This window comes from Streptomyces sp. NPDC001985, from assembly GCF_040296845.1.
Taxonomy (GTDB): Bacteria; Actinomycetota; Actinomycetes; order Streptomycetales; family Streptomycetaceae; genus Streptomyces.
In genome coordinates this window covers 25,014-44,635 of sequence record NZ_JBEOYB010000060.1, presented here as the reverse complement: position 1 = coordinate 44,635, position 19,622 = coordinate 25,014, and the positions used below count along the sequence as shown (strand labels likewise).

15 protein-coding genes are annotated in these 19,622 nt (G+C 75.5%); 6 read left to right on the top strand and 9 right to left on the bottom strand.

Annotated features, from left to right (window positions below):
• Nucleotides 1-75: 75 nt before the first annotated feature.
• A complete protein-coding gene (locus ABT122_RS24815) occupies nt 76-339 on the bottom strand; it encodes a phosphopantetheine-binding protein (RefSeq protein ID WP_351556295.1) in 264 nt (87 codons plus the stop codon).
• A 282-nt stretch (nt 340-621) separates the two neighbouring features.
• On the opposite strand from ABT122_RS24815, the gene ABT122_RS24810 reads away from it, so the two are divergent.
• Nucleotides 622-1,146 (top strand): GNAT family N-acetyltransferase, encoded by a 525-nt coding sequence (locus ABT122_RS24810; protein WP_502976198.1) that lies wholly within the window; start codon nt 622-624, stop codon nt 1,144-1,146.
• A gap of 98 nt (nt 1,147-1,244) precedes the next feature.
• Here the strand turns inward: ABT122_RS24810 and ABT122_RS24805 are convergent, their stop codons facing one another.
• The 7 genes from ABT122_RS24805 to argC form a co-directional block, all read right to left on the bottom strand.
• Entirely contained in the window at nt 1,245-1,457 is a 213-nt protein-coding gene (locus ABT122_RS24805; protein WP_351556293.1) for an MbtH family protein, read from the bottom strand.
• Complete coding sequence (locus tag ABT122_RS24800) at nt 1,454-4,225, bottom strand: condensation domain-containing protein (RefSeq protein ID WP_351556290.1); 2,772 nt, start codon at nt 4,223-4,225, stop codon at nt 1,454-1,456. The genes ABT122_RS24805 and ABT122_RS24800 overlap by 4 nt, the downstream gene beginning before the upstream one ends.
• A gap of 11 nt (nt 4,226-4,236) precedes the next feature.
• Nucleotides 4,237-5,658 carry a lysine N(6)-hydroxylase/L-ornithine N(5)-oxygenase family protein gene (locus tag ABT122_RS24795; protein WP_351556287.1) on the bottom strand — a complete coding sequence of 474 codons (1,422 nt, stop codon included), beginning with the start codon at nt 5,656-5,658 and terminating at the stop codon, nt 4,237-4,239.
• Between the two features lie 74 nt (nt 5,659-5,732).
• On the bottom strand, nt 5,733-6,935 hold the full coding sequence (locus tag ABT122_RS24790) for an acetylornithine transaminase (RefSeq protein WP_351556284.1): 1,203 nt from the start codon (nt 6,933-6,935) through the stop codon (nt 5,733-5,735).
• Nucleotides 6,932-7,888: an acetylglutamate kinase gene (argB, locus tag ABT122_RS24785; protein ID WP_451067428.1), complete on the bottom strand. Its 957-nt coding sequence runs from the start codon at nt 7,886-7,888 to the stop codon at nt 6,932-6,934. The genes ABT122_RS24790 and argB overlap by 4 nt, the downstream gene beginning before the upstream one ends.
• A complete protein-coding gene (gene argJ / locus ABT122_RS24780; RefSeq protein ID WP_351556281.1) occupies nt 7,885-9,036 on the bottom strand; it encodes a bifunctional glutamate N-acetyltransferase/amino-acid acetyltransferase ArgJ in 1,152 nt (383 codons plus the stop codon). Before argJ ends, argB begins: the two co-directional genes overlap by 4 nt.
• Complete coding sequence (gene argC, locus ABT122_RS24775) at nt 9,033-10,055, bottom strand: N-acetyl-gamma-glutamyl-phosphate reductase (protein ID WP_351556310.1); 1,023 nt, start codon at nt 10,053-10,055, stop codon at nt 9,033-9,035. The genes argJ and argC overlap by 4 nt, the downstream gene beginning before the upstream one ends.
• A 590-nt stretch (nt 10,056-10,645) precedes the next feature.
• On the opposite strand from argC, the gene ABT122_RS24770 reads away from it, so the two are divergent.
• The 5 genes from ABT122_RS24770 (at nt 10,646) to ABT122_RS24750 (ending at nt 18,436) form a co-directional block, all read left to right on the top strand.
• Entirely contained in the window at nt 10,646-11,449 is an 804-nt protein-coding gene (locus tag ABT122_RS24770; protein WP_351556278.1) for a type 1 glutamine amidotransferase, read from the top strand.
• Between the two features lie 207 nt (nt 11,450-11,656).
• The gene (lanKC, locus tag ABT122_RS24765; RefSeq protein WP_351556275.1) at nt 11,657-14,266 is read left to right on the top strand and encodes a class III lanthionine synthetase LanKC; all 2,610 of its coding nucleotides are present in this window, start codon (nt 11,657-11,659) and stop codon (nt 14,264-14,266) included.
• A gap of 30 nt (nt 14,267-14,296) precedes the next feature.
• Nucleotides 14,297-14,428, top strand: coding sequence for a SapB/AmfS family lanthipeptide (locus ABT122_RS24760; RefSeq protein WP_351556272.1), 132 nt, complete (start codon nt 14,297-14,299; stop codon nt 14,426-14,428).
• A gap of 136 nt (nt 14,429-14,564) precedes the next feature.
• Nucleotides 14,565-16,655, top strand: a complete 2,091-nt coding sequence (locus ABT122_RS24755; protein WP_502976197.1) for an ABC transporter ATP-binding protein — start codon at nt 14,565-14,567, stop codon at nt 16,653-16,655.
• Nucleotides 16,652-18,436: an ATP-binding cassette domain-containing protein gene (locus ABT122_RS24750; RefSeq protein ID WP_351556269.1), complete on the top strand. Its 1,785-nt coding sequence runs from the start codon at nt 16,652-16,654 to the stop codon at nt 18,434-18,436. Before ABT122_RS24755 ends, ABT122_RS24750 begins: the two co-directional genes overlap by 4 nt.
• A 59-nt stretch (nt 18,437-18,495) precedes the next feature.
• Here ABT122_RS24750 and ABT122_RS24745 read toward each other — a convergent pair whose 3' ends face one another.
• Complete coding sequence (locus tag ABT122_RS24745) at nt 18,496-19,104, bottom strand: LuxR C-terminal-related transcriptional regulator (protein WP_351556266.1); 609 nt, start codon at nt 19,102-19,104, stop codon at nt 18,496-18,498.
• Nucleotides 19,105-19,622 lie beyond the last annotated feature (518 nt).

Genomic DNA, 19,622 nt, shown 5'->3' with positions numbered 1-19,622 from the left:
CGGTTGGCCGGGTTGGCCGGGTTGGCTGTGCCGGCTGGGTTGGCCGCGTCAGTACGGCCGGTGAGTCCGCGCCGGTCAGGACGGGGCGTTGAGCAGCGCGGCCCACTCGGTGAGGGTGGGCCGCTCGGCCAGCTCCACAAAGCTGATCCGCGCGCCGTCGTCGCGCCAGTTCTCGACGAGGGTCATGAGCCGGATCGAGTCGAGCCCCTGATCGAGCAGGTTCTCCGTCACATCGATGTCGCCGGCCTCGGTGTAGAGCAGCTCGGCGACATCGCGGACGAGCCGCTCCAGCGCGAAGGTGCCCTGCGCGGAGGTCTCCCGGGGGGCCGTGTCGGCCATCGTCTGTGTTCCTCTCCCCTGACAGGACTCCGCGAACCAGCAGCGGAGATTAGGTAAGCCTCACCTAACTATCTCTGGTTGTTCCACGTCAAGCCGGAGGCGCTGTGAGTCCGTGTCCGCCGGGTGCGGCCAACTTCCGCCGGACGCCCCCGTGGTGGGGGTGGGAGGGCGGTGTCGTAATGTAGCCATTGTTTAGGCAAGCCTTGCCTAAGTATTTGCGGTTGCCGTCGGTGCGGCGCACCGGCGCGCCGCGCACCCCGTGGACCGAGGAGAGGGAATCCATTGACCACGGCCGTGCCCCGTTCCGCCGTCAGGACCCCCGCCGCCCCCGCCCCGCGCCCGGCGGTGCGCCGGGCCCGGCACGGTGACGCGGCGGCCCTGCACCGGCTCTCCGCGCCGTTCGTCCGCGACGGAGCGCTCCGGGAGCGCCCGCTCTCGCTGTACGCCGCCGACGCGGCCGACTTCCTCGTCGCCGAGCGGGCCGACGGCACTCTCGCGGGCTGTCTGGGCCTGCGCCCGCACCCGCACCCGCCCGAGGGGCCCGCGGGCGTCCTCTACAACTTCTGTGTCGCCGCCGGGAGCCAGGGCGCGGGCGTCGGCTCCGCCCTGCTGCGGGCCGCGCTGACGGCGGCCGGCGCCCACCCGCTGCGGGCGGTGTTCACGGCCACCGGCGGTGGCGGCGAACTGTTCCTGCGGCACGGCTTCGTCCCGGTCGCGGCCGGGCTCGCCCCCCGGTCCTGGGCGAACGCCCTGGACCCCCGGCGCGGTTCACGCGTCCTCGCCCGCACGCTGACCCCCACGAACTGAGCCCGCCCCGGGCCCGCCCGGTCCGCGCGCCACACGCCCGTCGGCCGGGCCGGAGCGGCAGCTCCGGCCCGGCCGACGGCGATGGGTCTCCCGGGGCCTCAGGCCGACTGGGCGATCAGGCTGGCCGGGCGCATATCGGTCCAGTGGGTCTCCACGTACTCCGTGCACGCCTGCCGCGAGTCCTCGCCGTGCACCACGGTCCAGCCCGCGGGCACCTCGGCGAACGCCGGCCACAGGGAGTGCTGGTTCTCGTCGTTGACCAGCACGAAGTAGCGCGCGTCGTCGTCCTCGAAGGGGTTGGTGGCAGTCATCGTGTTCTCTCCTCAGTCGTTGTGTACTCGGTCACAAGGGTCGTGATCGTTGCGGTGATACGAGTGGTCAGTACCCGTGCTTCGTCATCCGTGAACAGTCCGCCCGCCCAGCGCCAGCGCAGCGAGGGCCCGCCGCGCCGGCCGGCCCGCACGGTCAGCTCCAGCGCGCCCGGCACCGGCGGCTCCGCGCCGGGCAGGGCCGCGAGGGCGCCGTGTAGCGCCGCGCACTCCCCGGCCGGCGCCCGGGTCCAGCCCGGCAGCTCGTGCCACTCGGGCTCGCCGCCCCGCCGGACATAGCGGACAGGTGCGGGCGCGGCCCGGGCCAGCACGGGTGCCGTCTGCGGGTTGAGATGGCGCAGTTGCTCATGGCCTCGGCCCCGGTCCGGGACGCCCGGGGCGGCGCCGGCGGACCGCCCGGCCGATGGCACCCGTACCGGATGGACGGTCGTCAGCGCGCCGACCGTCCGCGGCGGCCGGGCCGACGACGGCCGTTCCACCTCCACCACCAGGGCGTCGCCGTCCGGCCGCAGTCTCGGCTCGTCCGCCGCCGCCCGGGCCAGCGCGGTGAGCACCGCACGGTCGAACAGGGCGGGGTCGCCGTCGGCGGGAGTACCCGCGCCGGTCACCAGATCCGGCCCGGGCGCGGCGTACCGGACGGGCCGGGGAGCCCCGCCGCCCAGCAGCCGCCGCCAGTAGGGGAGCTCCTCCGCCCGCTCCCGGCCGTGGGCCTGCTCGACCAGCGCGGTGGCCCACCCCCGCAGCCCGCCGCCCGGCGCCCCGGCCGCCGGCGCGCGGCCCCGGGCCGGCGCGGCGCACTCCGCCGCCAGTTCCGGGACGAGCAACTGCCAGGAGGCGTCGTCCACGGACAGCCGGTGCGCGGTGAGCAGCAGCCGCCCCGCCCGCTCCGGACCCGCGTCGAACCAGACGGCGCGCAGCACCGTCCCCGTACCCGGGTCCAGCGCCCGCACCGCCGACCGGGCCTCGGCCGTGATCAGCGCGGTCAGCGCGGCCCCCTCGGCCCGCCCGGCGTCGACCCGGCGCAGGGTGTCCGTGCCGACCACGGCCGGCGCCACCGACGACGGCAGGATCTCCGTCGTCCAGATCCCGTCCACACGGTGCAGCCGCAGCCGCAGCGCCGGATGCGCCCGGGCCAGCCGGGCCAGCGCCCGGCGCAGCACCGAGGCCGTGAGGCCCGGCTCCACCGACAGCAGCACCGAGTCCTGGAGCCGCTCCACGGGGGTGCCCGACTCGCGCAGCCGGTGCGCCGACGGCAGCAGCGGCAGCGGGCCCGCCTCCTCGCCGTCCGGGGCGCCGCCGTCCGCCGGCTCCCCCTCCCGGGCGCGGGCCGGCGCGGGAGCGCCCGCCCCGGTCTCCAGCGCCGCGGCGACCCCGGCCTCGTCCAGCAGCGGGAAGGCGGCCAGCGGCCGGTCCGGCTCGGCGCAGAGCCGCCGCAGCAGATCGGTGTAGCGCACGGCGTGCCGGGCCACCGTACGGGCGTCGTACAGCGCCGGGTTGGCGTCGACGTCCAGCCGCAGCCTGCCGTCCGCGTACCGCACCACCGAGAGCGAGAGATCGTCCACCGGCCCGGAGGCGAGGCTGACGACATGTCCGGGGACGCCCGCGAAGTCCAGTTCGGTGTCGAAGGGGCGCAGATTGACCAGCGGCCCCGGCAGCCGCCCGCTCCGCTGCGGCCACAGCTCCCGGGCGATCTCCTCGCCCCGGAACCGCTGATGGGCCCGGACGGCGGCGAACTCCCGGCCGGTGCGCTCCAGCACACCGCCGAAGGTGTCATCGCCGCTCAGCGGCAGCCGCACCGGCAGGGTGTTCACCGCCATCCCCGGCACCCGCAGGGTGCCCGGCTCGGTGCGGGCCATGGTGTAGAGCGCCAGCACCGGCTCCCGGGTGCCGGTGTCCCGGTGGAGCTGGACCGCGAGCGCGGCGCTCACCGCCTCCGCCCAGGTGACCCGTGCCGCGCGGGCCGCCTCCGTCACCGCCGCGCCGGCCCGCCGGTCCAGGACCGCGGTGTGGCGCAGCGCGGTGTCCGAGGGGGGCGCGGAGCCCGCCGCGAATCCGGTGGCCGGCGGCCGGTCGGCGTACCGTCCGGCCCAGTGGGCGCGGTCGGCCGCGTACTGCGCCGAGCCGGTGTAGGCGCGCTCCGCCGCCACCAGCGTCGCGACGGGGGTGAACGGCCGCCCGCGCGGCACGGTGCCCCGCAGCCGGGCCGTGTAGACCTCCGCGATCCGGCGGGTGAGCAGGGCCACCCCGTAGCCGTCCACGGCGAGATGGTGGAAGAACTGGAAGAGCAGATGGCGGTGCGGACCCACCGTCACCAGCACCGCGCCGGTGAGCGAGGGGGCCGGCCGCCCGATCCCGCCGCCCGCCGTGAAGAGCAGATCCAGCCGGGGCGGGCAGGCGAGCTGCTCGCGCACCAGCTCCACGGCGGCGGCCGTCGGATCGCCCGCCCCCGAGGTGTCCAGCCGGGGCAGCCGCCAGCCGGCCGCGTCGAAGGGCACCGGCTCCTGGTACAGCCGCCCGTCCTCCCCCTCCCGTACCCGGAAGTGGAGCCCGTCGGCCTCGGCGAGCGTGTGCCGTACGGCGTCCTGGAGCGCCGCCGTGTCGAGCGGGCCCGACAGCTCGATGTACTGGCCCACGTTGTACGCGGCGTTGCCGGGGTCGGCGCGCTGGGCGGCGAGCACCCGGGCCTGGGCGGCGGTGAGCGCCACGGGGCCGGTGGTGTGCCCGATCGGTTCGTGGGTGTGCGCGGCCACGGGGGCCGCCCTCAGCCGGTGTGCGCGGCGACGCCGCGCGCGGCCGTGGACAGCGGGCCGTCCGGGCCGTCGTCCAGTTCGTCCGCCAGCCGGTCCAGCTCCTCGCTCCCGGCGCGGCGCAGCAGCAGCGAGTCCCGTATCTCCCCGGAGCGCACGGCGAGCGTGGAGAGCAGGGACGAGGTGATGCCGTGGGTGTGCTCGGTGCCCGCGCCCTGGAGGTAGACGCCCGCGCGGACCCCGTCCGCCATGCGCAGCCGGTGGTCGCGGTCGATGCGCAGCCTGCCCTGGCCGTCCGTCAGGCAGGCGTCCGCGAGCGGTCCGAGCAGCTCCCGGGGGTCGCGCGGCCGGTAGCCGGTGGCCAGCACCACCGCGTCGCAGTCCAGGGCGGTGCGCTCACCGGTGGTGAGCGAGTGCACCACCGCCCGGGCGCCGCCGGCGATCTCCTCGACCCCGGTCAGCGCCGTGGTGTTGAGGACGCGCAGCCGCTCGGTGCCGGCCACCTTCTCCTGGTAGACGGTGCGGTAGAGCTGGTCGATCAGCTCCCCGTCCACCACGGAGTAGTTGGTGTTGCCGTGGTAGTCGAGCAGCGCCCGCTTGACCTCCTCGGGGGCGTCGTAGAAGTCGTCCACGGCGCCCGGGTCGAAGATCCGGTTGGCGAAGGGGCTGTCGTCGGCCGGGCTGTAGCCGTAGCGGGTGAAGACGGCGCACACCTGCGCGTCGGGGAAGGCGCGGTAGAGGTACTCGGCGGTCTCGGCGGCCGACTGGCCCGCGCCCACCACCGTGAACCTCCGGTGGGGCCGGTGCGTCAGCCGGGGCGCCCGGAAGAGCAGATCGCGGTTGTGCCAGACGTGCTCCCCGGCCACGACCCCCTCGGGGAGCTGCGGGCGCAGCCCGGTGCCCAGGGCGATGTTGCGGGCCCGCACCACCCGCTCGTTGCCCGCGCCGCCGCCCGAGGGGCGGGTGACCACGTCGAAGCTCTCCACCAGTCCGCCGCGCTCCACCGCGCGGACCGCGACCGCGTCCCTGCCGTACGCCACCCGGTCCGTGAACCGCTCCGCGCACCAGCCCAGATAGTCGTGGAACTCCACCCGGGTGGGGAAGAAGCTCTTCTGGTTGATGAAGTCGGCGAGCCTGCCCCGGTCGTGGAGATAGCGCAGAAAGGTGAAACGGCTCCCCGGGTCGCGCATCGTGGCCAGGTCCTTCAGGAACGACACCTGCATCGTGGCGCCCTCCAGCAGCATGCCCGGGTGCCAGCCGAAGGCGCTCTGGCGCTCCACGAAGGCCGAGCTGATCGCCCGTCCGGGCGCGCTCTGGCCGTTGTGCTCCGCGATGGCTATGGCCAGTGCGAGATTGGCCGGGCCGAAGCCGATGCCCACCAGATCCTCGGTGGGGGTGGTCTCCTGCTGTGCGGTGCTCGCGTGCCCTGCCGACATGCTCGTCCTTACTGGGTGGGGGGCCGGCTCCTGGGAGGGCCGGTGACGGTGGTCCTGGGGTGTACTGCCGTGGATCAGCCGAGCATGCGGGGCAGCGCCGCGAGAAACGCGTCGGCCTCCTCCTCGGTGAGCGTCAGTGCCGGCGCGAGCCGCACGGTCTCCGGTCCGGTGGCGTTCACCAGGAACCCCGCCCGCTGGGCGTCCCGCTGGACCCGGGCGGCGACGGGCCCGGTGAGGACGAGGGCGAGCAGCAGCCCCTCGCCCCGCACCCGGCTCACCGCCGGATGCCCCGCCCGCTCGATTCCGCGCCGCAGCCGCCTCCCGAGCCGCCGTGCCCGGTCGAGCAGTCCCTCGTCCTCGATGGTGTCCAGGACGGCGAGCGCGGCGGCGCAGGCCACCGGGTTGCCGCCGAAGGTGGAGCCGTGCTGACCCGGGGTCAGCAGCCCGGCGGCCGGACCGAAGGCGAGCGTCGCGCCGATCGGCAGCCCGCCGCCGAGCCCCTTCGCCAGGGTCACCACATCGGGCTCGATCAGCGGGTCCGCCCGGTGGGCGAACCAGTGGCCCGTGCGGCCCGTGCCGGTCTGGACCTCGTCCAGCATCAGCAGCGCGCCGGCGGCGCGGGTGATCTCCCGGGCCGCGCGGAGATAGCCGGCGGGCGCGGGGATCACCCCGGCCTCGCCCTGGACCGGTTCGAGCAGGACCGCCGCCGTCTCGCCGGTGACGGCGGCCCGCAGCGCGGCCGTGTCCCCGAACGGCACATGGACCACCCCGCCGGGGAGCGGGAGGAACGGGTCCCGCTTGCCCGGCTGTCCGGTCAGCGCCAGCGCGCCCATGGTGCGGCCGTGGAAACCGCCATCGGCGGCGACGACCCGGGTCCGACCGGTCCGCCGGGCGATCTTGAAGGCGGCCTCGTTGGCCTCCGCGCCGGAGTTGGCGAGGAAGACCCGGCCCGGCCGGTCGCCGCAGAGCCGCAGCAGCCGCTCCGCGAGGGCCACCGGCGGCTCGGCCGCGTACAGATTGGAGACATGGCCCAGCCGGGCGATCTGCTCGCTCACCGCGCGCACCACCGCGGGGTGGGCGTGGCCGAGCGCGTTCACCGCGATCCCGCCGGTGAGGTCGAGATACGCGGTGCCGTCCGCGTCCCACACGGTGCGGCCCGCGCCGCGCACCAGCGCCAGCGGGGGAGTGCCGTAGGTGTCCATCATCACCGCCCGCCAGCGGTCGGTGAGCCGGGCGCCGCCGGAAGGGGCGGGTGCCGGTGCCGCTCCGGGGGTCATCGGCCGGTCCGTTCCGCCGCGACGGCCCGGTGCCGGAGGTCCGGCACCACGGTCGTGCCGGTGTGGTCGTCGGCGAAGACCTCCAGCAGCAGCGCGTGCGGCACCCGTCCGTCCAGGACGTGCGCCATCCGCACCCCGCCGTCGCGCACGGCCCGCAGACACCCCTCCATCTTGGGCACCATTCCGCTCGCGAGACCGGGCAGCAGCTTCTCCAGCTCGCTCACGGTCAGCCGGCCGATCACCTCGGTGCTGTGCGGCCAGTCGGCGTACAGCCCCTCCACATCGGTGAGCATCACCAGCTTCTCGGCGTCGAGCGCGACCGCCAGCGCCGAGGCCGCCAGATCGGCGTTGATGTTGTAGATCTGCCCGTCCGCGCCGCGCGCCACCGGGGAGACGACCGGGATGCGGCCCCGGTCCAGCAGCGCCCTCAGCAGCTCCGGATCGACCCGGACCACCTCGCCGACCAGGCCGATGTCCACCGGCTCGCCGTCCACCCACGCCGGGCGGCGCACCGCCGTCATGGTGTGCGCGTCCTCGCCGGTGAGGCCGGCGGCGAACGGGCCGTGCGCGTTGATCAGGCCGACGATCTCGCGCTGGACGCGACCGGCCAGCACCATCCGTACGACGTCCATGATCTCGGGGGTGGTCACCCGCAGCCCGGCCGCGAACTCGACCTCCAGATCCAGCCGGTTCAGCAGGGCGCTGATCTGCGGCCCGCCGCCGTGGACGACGACCGGGCGCAGACCCGCGTACCGCAGCGAGACGACGTCCTGGGCGAAGGCCCGCTTCAGCTCCTCGTCCACCATCGCGTTGCCGCCGAACTTGACGACGACGACCCGGTCGCGGAAGGTCTCCAGCCAGGGCAGCGCCTCGATCACCGTGCGGGCGCGGCCGGTGCGCGGCCCGGGTGCCGGGGACAGCGGCTTCGCGGGGTCGGCTCTTCGGGCGCTCATGAGCTGTACGCGCTGTTCTCGTGCACGTACTCGGCGGTCAGGTCGTTGGTCCAGACGGACGCGGACTCCCGGCCCGCGCGCAGGTCGACGGTGACGGTGACGTGCCGGCCGGAGAGGTCCGCCAGCCTCCTCGGCTCGCCCTCCGCGCCGTCCCGGCACACCCACACCCCGTTGATGGCCACATCGAGCAGATCGGGGTCGAAGACGGCGTCCGTCGTGCCGATCGCCGACAGCACCCGGCCCCAGTTGGGGTCCTCGCCGTGCAGCGCGCACTTGAGCAGATTGTTCCGGGCCACCGAGCGGCCCACCGTCACCGCGTCCCGTTCGGAGGCCGCGCCGACCACCTCGACGGTGATCTCCTTGGACGCGCCCTCGGCGTCGGCGACCAGTTGCCGCGCCAGGTCCCGGCAGACCGTGTGGACGGCCCGGGCCAGCTCCGCCGGCTCCGGGGTGACGCCCGACGCGCCGGAGGCCAGCAGCAGCACGGTGTCGTTGGTCGACATGCAGCCGTCGGAGTCGACCCGGTCGAAGGTGGTGCGGACGGCCTCCCGCAGCGCCGGGTCCAGGACGGCGGGGGACGCCTCGGCGTCGGTGGTGAGCACCACCAGCATCGTGGCGAGTCCCGGCGCGAGCATGCCGGCGCCCTTGGCCATGCCGCCGACGGTCCAGCCGGCGCCCGCGAACCGGGCCGTCTTGGGTACGGAGTCGGTGGTCAGGATGGCCTCGGCCGCGTCGGGGCCGCCGTCCGGGGAGAGCCGCGCCGCGGCGGTGGCGATCCCGGCGGAGTACGCCTCCATCGGCAGCCGGGTCCCGATCAGCCCGGTGGAGCACACCGCCACCTCATCGGCGGCGGTGCCCAGCGCACGGGCCGTCAGCTCGGCCCCGGTGCGGGTGTCCTCGGCGCCCGGGCGTCCCGTGCAGGCGTTGGCGCCACCGGAGTTGAGGACGACGGCACGGACGCTGCCGTCCGCGAGCACCCGGCGGGACCAGCGCACCGGGGCCGCCTGGACCCGGTTGGAGGTGAACACCCCGGCCGCCGCGAACGACGGGCCGCTGTTCACCACCAGCGCCAGATCCGGCGCGCCGGACTCCTTGATCCCGGCGGCGATCCCGCTCGCGCGGAACCCCCCGGCGGCGGTCACGCTCATGGTGCCACTCCGTTCATGGGCAGGCCCAGGGTCTCCGGCAGGCCCAGGGCGATGTTCATGGACTGCACCGCACCGCCCGCGGTGCCCTTGGTGAGGTTGTCGATCGCGCTCACGGCGACGAGCCGGCGGGCGGACTCGTCCAGCGCGATCTGCACCTGGGCGGTGTTGGAGCCCAGCACGGCGGCGGTGGAGGGCCACCGGCCCTCGGGCAGCAGATGGACGAAGGGCTCGTCGGCGAAGGCCTTCTCGTACGCCGCGCGCACCTCGCGCACCCCGTCCCGCACCCGGGCCGAGCAGGTGGCGAGGATGCCTCGGGGCATCGGCGCGAGCGTGGGGGTGAAGGAGACGGTGACGCGCTCGCCGGCGGCGGCGGAGAGGTTCTGCGCCAGTTCGGGGGTGTGCCGGTGGCCGCCGCCCACGCCGTAGGGGGTCATCGAGCCCATCACCTCGGAGCCGAGCAGACGGGGCCCGGCCGCCCGGCCCGCGCCCGAGGTGCCGCTCGCGGCGACGATCACCGCGTCGGGCTCCAGCAGCCCGGCGGCGAAGCCGGGGAAGAGGGCGAGGGTGACGGCGGTGGGGTAGCAGCCGGGGACCGCGATCCGGCGGGTGCCGCGCAGGGTCGCGCGGGCGCCGGGGAGTTCCGGCAGGCCGTAGGGCCAGGTGCCGGCGTGCGGCGAGCCGTAGAAGGTCTCCCAGGCGCGGGGGTCCCGCAGCCGGAAGTCGGCTCCGCAGTCCACCACGAGCGTGCGCTCGCCGAGTTGTGCGGCGAGGGCGCCGGACTGCCCGTGCGGCAGCGCCAGGAAGACGACATCGTGCCCGGCCAGGGATTCGGCCGAGGTCTCGACGAGCAACCGGTTGTGGAGGGAGCCCAGTTGGGGCTGGACGGCGCTGAGGGGGCGGCCCGCGCTGCTGTGGCCGGTGAGGGCGCCGATCTCCACCTCGGGGTGGGCGGCCAGCAGCCGGAGGATCTCACCTCCGGCGTATCCGCTCGCGCCTGCTACAGCCACGCCGAAGGTCATCTCGGGCATCTTCTCTTTCGATCGCTGGTGACACGCAGTGAGCGAGCACCCCGCCGACAGGAACTTAGCTTAGCCTAACCTAAGGATCGCGCCAGGTGGGGAGAGTGTGACCGAACGCGCTACCGAACTGTTCGAACCCTGCCCGATGATGGCCGTGTTGACCGGTACGCCCCCGTCGCCCGGGGCCCGGGACACCGGCGGGACGCACCAGGGCGGCCCGCACCGAACACGGAGGCGGATCACCCATGACGATGCCCCGGCGCGTCCCACCACCTCGGCCGCGGACCCTTCCCGTGCCCCCGGCCGGATCGCCCCCGTGCCCGCGGGGCACGACCCCGTTCCGCCCGCCGGTCCCCACCCCGCCGGGAACGCCTTCCGGCAGCGTGCCGGGTGCGCCGGCGCCGGTCGCCGCTTCGGGGCACCCGCCGGTCACCATCCCGCCGGGCACGACCCCGCCGGGCGCGCCTTCCGGCAGCGTGCCGGGGGCGGGTGGCTTTCCGGTGGGCGGTCTTCCCCGGGGGGCCGTCGTGGTGGAGGCGGTCCCGGCCGGGCGGAACGCGGTGGCGGAACCTTCGACTCCGCTTCCGTGCGTGCTCGTGGTGCAGCACGAGGACGGGACCGGCCCCGGGCTGGTCGGAGAGGTGCTGCGGCGGACCGGGGTGCGGACCGCCGTCCACCACCCCTGGCGCGGGGAACCGCTGCCCGCCTCCCTCGCCGGGTACGGCGGACTCCTCGTGCTCGGCGGCGCGGCGAACTGCGACGACGAGACGGCGGCGCCCTGGATACCGGCGGTCCGGTCACTCGTGCGCGAGGCCGTCCGGCACCGCGTCCCCCTGCTCGGGATCTGCCTCGGCGGCCAGATCATGGCCTCCGCGCTCGGCGGCACCGTCACGGCCCGCGGCCGGGTTCCCGAGGTGGGCGCCGTGCCCCTGCGCAGACTGCCCGGGGCCGCCGCAGACCCGGTTCTCGGCCGGGTGCCCGACGGGGCGCCCGCCGCCCAGTGGCACTGGGACGAGATCACCGCACTGCCCCCGGGCGCGGTCCCGCTGCTGACCGGGGACGACTGCGCCCACCAGGCGTTCCGGGTGGGCGAGCGGGCCTGGGGCGTCCAGTTCCACCCCGAGGTCCTCGCCGCCCAGGTCGCCGACTGGGCCCGCTCCGACGGCCCGGCGGTCGCGGCGGCCGGCGGCGACCCCGAGGGCGCCGTCGCCTCCGTCCGCGCGGCGGAACCCGCGCTCCGCGCGGTCTGGAGCCGGGCCTCCGCCGCCTGGGCCGCCCTCGTCCACGAGTCCGCCGAGGGCGCGGAACACGCCGAGGGCACAGAGTTCGCCGAGTTCGCCGAATCCGCCGATCCGGCCCGGTGCGCCGGGCCCGCCGGGCGGCCGTCCCTCTGACCAACCGGCGGATGCCGTTCGCAGGCCCCCGCCGTGCGCGTGTGCTCCCCGCACGGGAACGACGCAGGACAACGGCGTGCGCCGGGTGTGCGATTCGCACGCCCGGGCGCACGCCGGAGTGGTGACAGCGACGACTGTCCCGCCGTCCCGGGCCATGACAGTTTCCTCTCGTATCCACTCCACAGCGAGCCGAGAGAGGGAGCACGGGTGAACCCTGAGTACGCCGCGTACACCCAGGCGGACCGCGACTTCTACGACGCCCCCCACCGCGCCCGGCGCGGCGGCACCGGCGACGAGCAGTCGCAGTACGCCCCGGCTCGTACCCCCGCCCCCGAGGGGTGGGAGACATCCCGGCGCGGCGACTGGCTCTCGTACACCCCGCTCGGACTCCAGCTGCCGCCCCAGGGCTGGAAGATTCATGTCTCGGCCGGACTCGACAACGCCGAATCGATCCTGCAACGGGTCTCCGCGTACTGCGTCCCCCGGCGCCTCGCGTTCAAGTTCGTCCCCGGCCCCGGCCTGCTCCTGCTGCGCAACGCCAAGTACGCCGACCGCGCCGGCAGCGGCAAGTTCATCACCGTCTACCCGCACTCCGAGGAGACCTTCCCCGAGGTCTGCACCGACCTCGTGGAACTGCTGGCGGACGAGCACGGGCCCACCATCCTCAGCGATCTGCGCTGCGGCGACAGCCCGGTGCACGTCCGGTACGGCGCGTTCGCCGCGAGGTACTGCGCGGGCCCCGACGGCCGGCTCGTGCCCGCCGTGGCCGACCCCGGCGGCACCCTGGTGCCCGACCCGCGCGGCCCGTCGCTGAAGATCCCCGACTGGGTGACACCCCCCGCCGTCCTCGGACCGTATCTGGCCGCCCGCTCCGCCGTGAGCATGCAGGACCTGCCGTACGAGGTCCTGGGCGCCCTCCACTTCTCCAACGGCGGCGGCGTCTACAAGGCCCGGGACACCCGGACCGGCGAGACCGTGGTGCTCAAGGAGGCCCGGCCGTACGCGGGACTGGCCGCCGACGGCGCCGACGCGGTCGCCCGGCTGGAGCGCGAGCGCGTCGCGCTGGAGCAGCTCGCCGGACTCGACTGCGTACCGGAGGTGCGCGGCACCTTCCAGGTGGGCGATCACCACTTCCTGGTGCTGGAGCACATCCCCGGCACCACCCTCAACACCGTCTTCGCCCGCCGCTTCCCGCTGACCGCCGCCGTCCCCGCCGCCGAACGGCTCGCCGAGCACACCGACTGGGCGCGCGGGATGTACGGCCGGGTGGAGCGCGCCGTCGAGCGGGTGCACGCCCGGGGCATCGTCATCAGCGATCTGCACATGAGCAATGTGATGGTCTCCGACGACGGGAACCGTGTCGTCCTCCTCGACTTCGAGGCCGCTTCCCAGGCCGCCGAGGAGCGCCGCCAGATCGTGGCCAACCCGGCCTTCGTCGCCCCGCCGGACCGCCGTGGCACCGCCATCGACCGGTACGCCCTGGCCTGTCTGCGCCTCGCCCTCTTCCTCCCGCTCACCACCCTCTTCGCCATCGACCGCCACGGCGCGGCCCGGCTCGCCCGGGACATCGCCCGCGTCTACCCGGTGACCGCCGAGGAGTTGCGCCCCGCGGTGGAGGAGATCCTGCGCGGCGCCCCGGAGCCCGCAGCGGCACCGGCCGGGGGCACGGTCCCGGAGCCCGGGGAGTGGCCGCTCGCCCGCGACTCCATGGCCCGCGCCATCGCCGCCTCCCGCACCCCCGACCGCGAGGACCGATGTTTTCCGGGCGACATCGCCCAGTTCGCCAACCCGGCCGGCGGCCAGTGTTTCGGCTACGGAGCGGCGGGAGTGCTGTACGCGCTCCACGAGACGGGAGCGCCGCCCTGTCCCGAAGCCGTGGAATGGCTCCTGGCCCGGATCAAGGACCCCGCGTCCGGCACCCCGGTCGGTTTCTACGACGGCCTCGCCGGCATCGCCTGGACCCTGCACCGCCTCGGCCACACGGCCCCCGCCGCCGAACTGGCCGATCTGATCGTCCGCCAGCCGCTCGACGGCCTCGGCTCCGATCTGCACGGCGGCCACGCCGGGATCGCCCTCGCCCTCGCCGACCTGGCCGACGCCATCGGCGGCACCGAGGCCACCGCGCTGCGCCGGGCCGCCGAACAGTGCACCGCACTCGCCGCCCGCGCCCTCGTGCACGGCCCGCCGTCCCCCCGCACCGGGCTGCTCCGCGGCGCCACCGGCCTCGCGCTCCTCTTCGTCCGCCGCTACGAGTCCACCGGCGACCCCGCGCTGCTCGACCTGGCCGCCACCGCGCTCCGGCGCGATCTGGCCCGCTGCAGGACCGGCGCCGAGGGCGCGCTCCTGGTGGTCGAGGAGAAGCGGACCATGCCCTATCTGGGCGCGGGCAGCGCCGGACTCGCGATGGTGCTGGACGAGTATCTGGCCCACCGGCCGGACGAGTCCTTCGAGACCGCGCGCCAGGAGATCCAGCCGGGGCTGCGCTCCGCCTTCTACGTCCAGCCCGGACTCTTCCGGGGGGTGGCGGGACTCGTTCTGCACCTGGCCCGCACCCCGCTCGGCGACCCGGCCGAACGGCAGCGGGCCATCGACCGCCACACCGCCCTCATCGGCCGGCTGGCCACGCCCTTCGCGGGCGAACTGGCCTTCCCCGGAGAGCAGTTGATGCGCCGGTCCATGGACCTGGCCACCGGCACCGCCGGTGTCCTCCTCGCTCTCGGCAGCGCACACCGGCCCGACCGGGTGTCCCTGCCGTTCCTCTCGCTCCGCGAGAGGCCCACGACCCGGCCCCATCCAGGGGCCGTGCACCACCCATGAGCACATTCGTCCCCACGGAAGGAAATCATCATGGCGCTTCTCGACCTTCAGGCTCTGGAGACCCCGGCGGACGAGGCGTACGGCGACCTCGAAGGCGGCAGCCAGGTCAGCCTGCTGGCCTGTGAGTACAGCTCGCTGAGCATCGTCCTCTGCACCCCGTGACACCAGGGCCGAGGGGCTGACCGGTGAACAACCGCACCGGGCCGCCCCTCGGCCACCGCGCCGGTCCCGGGCCGCTTCGGCCGCCCGGGACCGGTCGCGTGGGCCGGTGCCCGGCCGAGACCGGAAGGAATCCAGTGTGACGAGCAGTCCGCCCCTGGTGAAGTCCTCCCCGCCACGGGCGGCCTCCCTCCGGACGACTCCGGGCGCCGGCCGCCTCTCGCTGGCGGCCGTCGTCGTCTGCTCCACCGGCGCCGCGCTCGCCGCCCTCGCGCTGCCCGCCGCGCTCGGCGCCACCGTCGACGACCTGCTGACCCGGCGCCAGATCCCCTGGTCCGGGCTGCTGCTGTGCGCGGCGCTGACCGCCGCGGAAGTCGCCCTCGACGCGCTCGTCGCCCTCCTCGGCGGCTCCACCACCGCGACCCTCACCGCCCGGCTGCGGACCACCCTCGTCGACCGGGTCGTACGCGCCGAACCCCGCCACGGCCAGGCCGTGGCCTCCGGCGATCTGACCACCCGGCTCACCGCCAACGCCGCTGACGCCGCCACCGTCGCGGTCACGGCCGCCACCGCCGCGTCCGTGGTGCTGCTGCCGCTCGGCGCGGCGGTCGCGCTCTTCCTCATCGACCCCTGGGCCGCTGTCGCGCTGCTCGTCGGCGCCCCCGCCTTCGTCCTGCTGCTGCGCACCCTCATCCGCCGCACGGCCGATGTCTCCGCCGACTACCAGCGCGAGCAGGCCCTGATCGCCACCCGGCTCACCGAGGTGCTGGACGGGATCGACACCGTACGGGCGGCCCGCACCGCGACCTCCGAGCACGCCCGGATCACCGAGCCGCTCTCCGCCCTCTCCGGGCACGGCCACCGCACCTGGCGCATCCACGGACGGGCCGTCGGCGCGAGCGCCGTGCTGCTGCCGCTGCTCACCGTGCTGGTGCTGGCCGTCGCCGGGCTGCGGATGTCGGCCGGGGCGATCAGCGTGGGCGACCTCTTCGCCGTCTCCCGCTACGCCGTGCTCGCCGTCGGTCTCGGCGCGCTGACCGGCGCGTTCGCCGCGATCTCCCGGGGCCGCACCGCGGCCCGCCGGCTGGAGCCGCTGCTGGATCTGCCCGCCGTGCCCCACTCCTCCCGCACCCTGCCGCCCGGCGGCCCGGGGACGGTTGAGCTGTGCGGCATCGAGGTCGTACGGGACGGCAGGCGGCTGTTGCGCGGGGTGAGCCTCACCGTGCCCGGCGGCAGCTCGCTGGCCGTGGTGGGACGGTCGGGTTCGGGCAAGTCCCTGCTGGCGGCGGTGGCCGGGCGGCTCACCGACCCCGACGCGGGCACGGTCACCCTGGACGGGGTGCCCCTGGACGGGGTCGACCCGGTGCGGCTGCGGGACGAGATCGCCTTCGCGTTCGCCCGGCCCGCGCTGCTCGGCACCACCGTCGAGGACACCATCGCCTTCGGTGCCACCGAGCCGCCCCCGGCCACGGTCCACGAGGCCGCCCGGGCCGCCTCCGCCGACGGATTCATCGCCCTGCTGCCGCTCGGCTACCGGACCCCGCTGGAGCGGGCGCCCCTCTCGGGCGGCGAGTGCCAGCGCCTCGGCCTCGCCCGGGCCTTCGCGCACCGGGGCCGGCTGCTGATCCTCGACGACGCCACCTCCAGCCTCGACACCATCACCGAGGCCCATGTCCAGCGCGCCCTGGCCCGCCACACGGGCACCGGCACGACGATCGTCGTCGCCCACCGCGTCTCGACGGCCGCCGGGGCCGACCGCGTGGTGTGGCTCGACGACGGCGCGGTGCGCGCCGTCGCCCCCCACGCCGCGCTCTGGCGGGACCCCGCCTACCGCGCGGTCTTCCACACCCCCGCGGACGCCCCCCCGGAAACCCCGAACCCCGGCCCGAACGGCCCCGGCCCGGACGGCCCCGTTCCGCCTCGGGCGCCGGAGGGTTCGGGGCCTGCTGTGCCCGTCCGCCCGGAGGGGCCCGCTCCGGCGCGGGCGCCGGAGACCTCGCCGTCTGTCGCGACTGCTCGTACGGAGGAGATCGTTCCGCCTCGGGCGCCGGACGGTTCGGGACTCGCTGGGCCCGTCCGCCCGGAGGGGCCCGTTCCGGCCCGCGCGCCGGAGACCTCGCCGTCTCCCTCAGCCCCCCGCCCGGACGGGCCCACCCCCGGGGCCTCGCGGCACGCGGTGCCGCCCGAGTCCCGGAATGGGGCGCCCGCCGGGCGGGAGGAGGTCCGATGACTGCCGGCGAGGCTCCCCCGGAGCAGCGGCGCACCACCGGTGAGGGCTCGCTGGGGCGGGTGTGGCGTGAGGGGCGGCCGTTTCTGCGCGTGCGGACCGGGGTGATGGTGCGGCTCGGCGGGTGGTCGCTGCTGGAGTTCGCGCAGACCTTCCTGGGCGGCTTCGCCATCGCCACCGCCATCGACCGCGGCTTCCTCGCCGGCTCCCCGGCCACCGGCCTCCTCTGGCTGGCCGTCGCCGCCGTCGCCACCCTCCCGGCCGCGCTCGCGACCCGGGGCATCTTCGGCCGGCTGGCGGATCTGGTGGAGCCGCTGCGCGACGGCCTCGTCCGCCGCGCCGCCGCCCGCGCCATCGGCACCGCGCTCGGCGGCCCGGGCGCCGCCACCACCACCCGCTCGGTCTCGCAGGTCACCCACCAGAGCGAGATCGCCCGCGACGGCTGGGCCGGCCTGGTGCTCTCGCTCCGCTCCTTCGTCTTCACCTCCGCCGGAGCCCTCGCCGGTCTCGCCGTCCTCTCGCCGAGGCTCCTCCTGGTGGTCCTGCCGCCGCTCCTCCTCGGCCTCGGGCTCTTCCTCGCCACGCTCATCCCCATGGCGGCCCGCCAACGGGCCTATCTCACCGCCGATGAGACCTTCGCCGCCCACGCGGGACAGACCGCGTCCGCGCTCCGGGACATCGCCGCCGCGGGCGCCGCCGGGCGGACCGTCGACCGAGCCGCCCTGCTCGCCGGCGAACAGGCCGTCGAGGCCCGTGCCCTGGCCCGCTGGGCGGCCGTGCGGATCGTCGCGCTCGGCGTCTGCGGCCGGGTTCCTCCGCTGGTCCTGCTGCTCGCCGCGCCCTGGCTGATGCGCCACGGCCTCACCAGCGGCGCGCTGGTGGGCGCGTTCACCTATCTGACGTACTCCCTGGCCCCCGCCCTGCACGCCCTGCTGACCGTGCTCGGCACCGCCGGAGGGCGGCTGGTGGTGGTGCTCGACCGCTTCACCGGGGCCGCGCCCCTGCCGCCCGCGCCCGGCGCCGACCCCCGCCGGGCCCCCGCGCCCCGCCCCGCCCCGGTGGTCCCCACCGCCGAGCTGCGGGCCGTCAGCTTCGCCTACGGCCCCGCCGCCCGCCCGGTGCTCGACCGGCTCGACCTCACGCTCCGGAGCGAGAGCCGGCTCGCCGTCGTCGGCCCGAGCGGCAGCGGCAAGTCCACCCTCGCGGCCGTACTCGCCGGGGTGGCCGCGCCCACCGGCGGCGAGGTGCGCTGGCTCGGCCGCCCCGCGACCGAGGTGGAACCCACCTCCGTACGCACCCTCCTCCCGCAGCAGCCCTATGTCTTCACCGGCACACTCCGCGACAATCTGCGCTATCTGCGCCCCGCCGCCCGCGACCCGGAGATCTCCGCGACCGTCGCCGCGATCGGCCTCCACGAACTGCTGGAGCGGCTCGGCGGGCTCGACGCGCCGCTCGACCCCCGGCTGCTCTCCCAGGGCGAGCGCCAACTCGTCGCCCTGGGACGGGCCCATCTGACCACCGCGCCCCTGCTCATCCTGGACGAGGCCACCAGCCATCTGGACCCCGTCGCCGAGGCCCGCGCCGAGTGCGCGCTCGCCGAGCGAGCGGGAGCCCTGGTGGTGATCGCCCACCGGCTCACCTCGGCGGCCCGCGCCGGCCGGGTGCTGGTGATGGACGGCACCCGCACGGTCTGCGGCACCCCCGCCGAACTCCTCGCGGAATCAGCGCTCTACCGCGATCTGACCGGCCACTGGTCCGGTTCCGGTTCCGGTGCGTCCCGCTGACCGGGCGGCGCGCCCTCCCGGCCCGGCCCGCTCCCGCCGCCGCGCCGGCCCGCCCGGGCCTACAGCCAGCCGAACTCCCGCGAGAGTCTTATCGCGTCGAGCCGGTTCCGCGCCCCGGTCTTGCGGATCGCGGCGGCCAGATAGTTCCGCACGGTACCGCTGGCCAGATGCAGCACGCTGGCAATGGACGACACGGACTCCCCCTCCGCCGCCAGAGCCAGCACGCGTAACTCCCGTGCGGAGAGCGGCACCTCACTGGCCTGGAGCAGACCGAAGGCCAGCGACTGATCGATATGGCGCCCACCGGACGCGACCTTCCGCACCACCTCGCAGAAGTTGTCCACGGGGCCGAACTTGTCGATGTAACCTCTGGCCCCCGCGTCGGAGGCGCGGCGCAGATCCCCGGCCCGGTCGCCGCGGGCGAGCACGACCAGCGCGGTGCCGCCCCGGCCCGACGGCTGCCGTAACGACTCGACGAGCGTCAGCACTTCCACGGAATCCGGACAGTCGAGATCGGTGACCAGTATGTCGGCCGGGCACTCCTCCATGGCGGCACGCACTCCGCCCTTGTCCGTGGTGCGCACTCGGAAGCTCTGATCCTTGCTCAGCAGGCAGGCAAGCGAGGCGCGCCACAGGGACACCCCGTGCACCAACAGAACCGTCGTCATGGACCGCTCCTCTGACTTTCTTCAACGGCTGTCTTCACGAGCTCTCTCAACGGTCTTGTATCCAGCAAATGTTCTGTGTGCAACTACCACCAGTTCACCGCAGAAGGTCCGGGTTTCACTGACGAACTGCCTAATACCCCTGACAGGCGGACGTGAGGGGGGCGTGCGAAGGCACGCGCTCACCTCCTGTGCGCCTCTGTTGACCATGCTCCGCTTCCACGCGCGGGTTTAGCAGGGGAGTGCCGGAAGTGCCGGAAGTGCTGTACGCCCCGGGGGTACGATCTCCGGTTCGGACCGGCTCCGCCCCTCGGTGGGCCGGGCTCTCCGACGGAGCGGCGGACCGGCGGGGAAGCGTCTTCCCTGTGGCGGCGGAAGCAGTCACCCCGGGCCGGTTCCGCCCGCGGCCCGCCGCCACCTGTTCGTATGAAGATCCCGGCCCACCGGCCCCGCCGGGCCCGGGCCGCCGCCTCCGGGGCGGCAGGGTGGCGGCCATGCAAGATCCCCGCGCCTACGCCCTC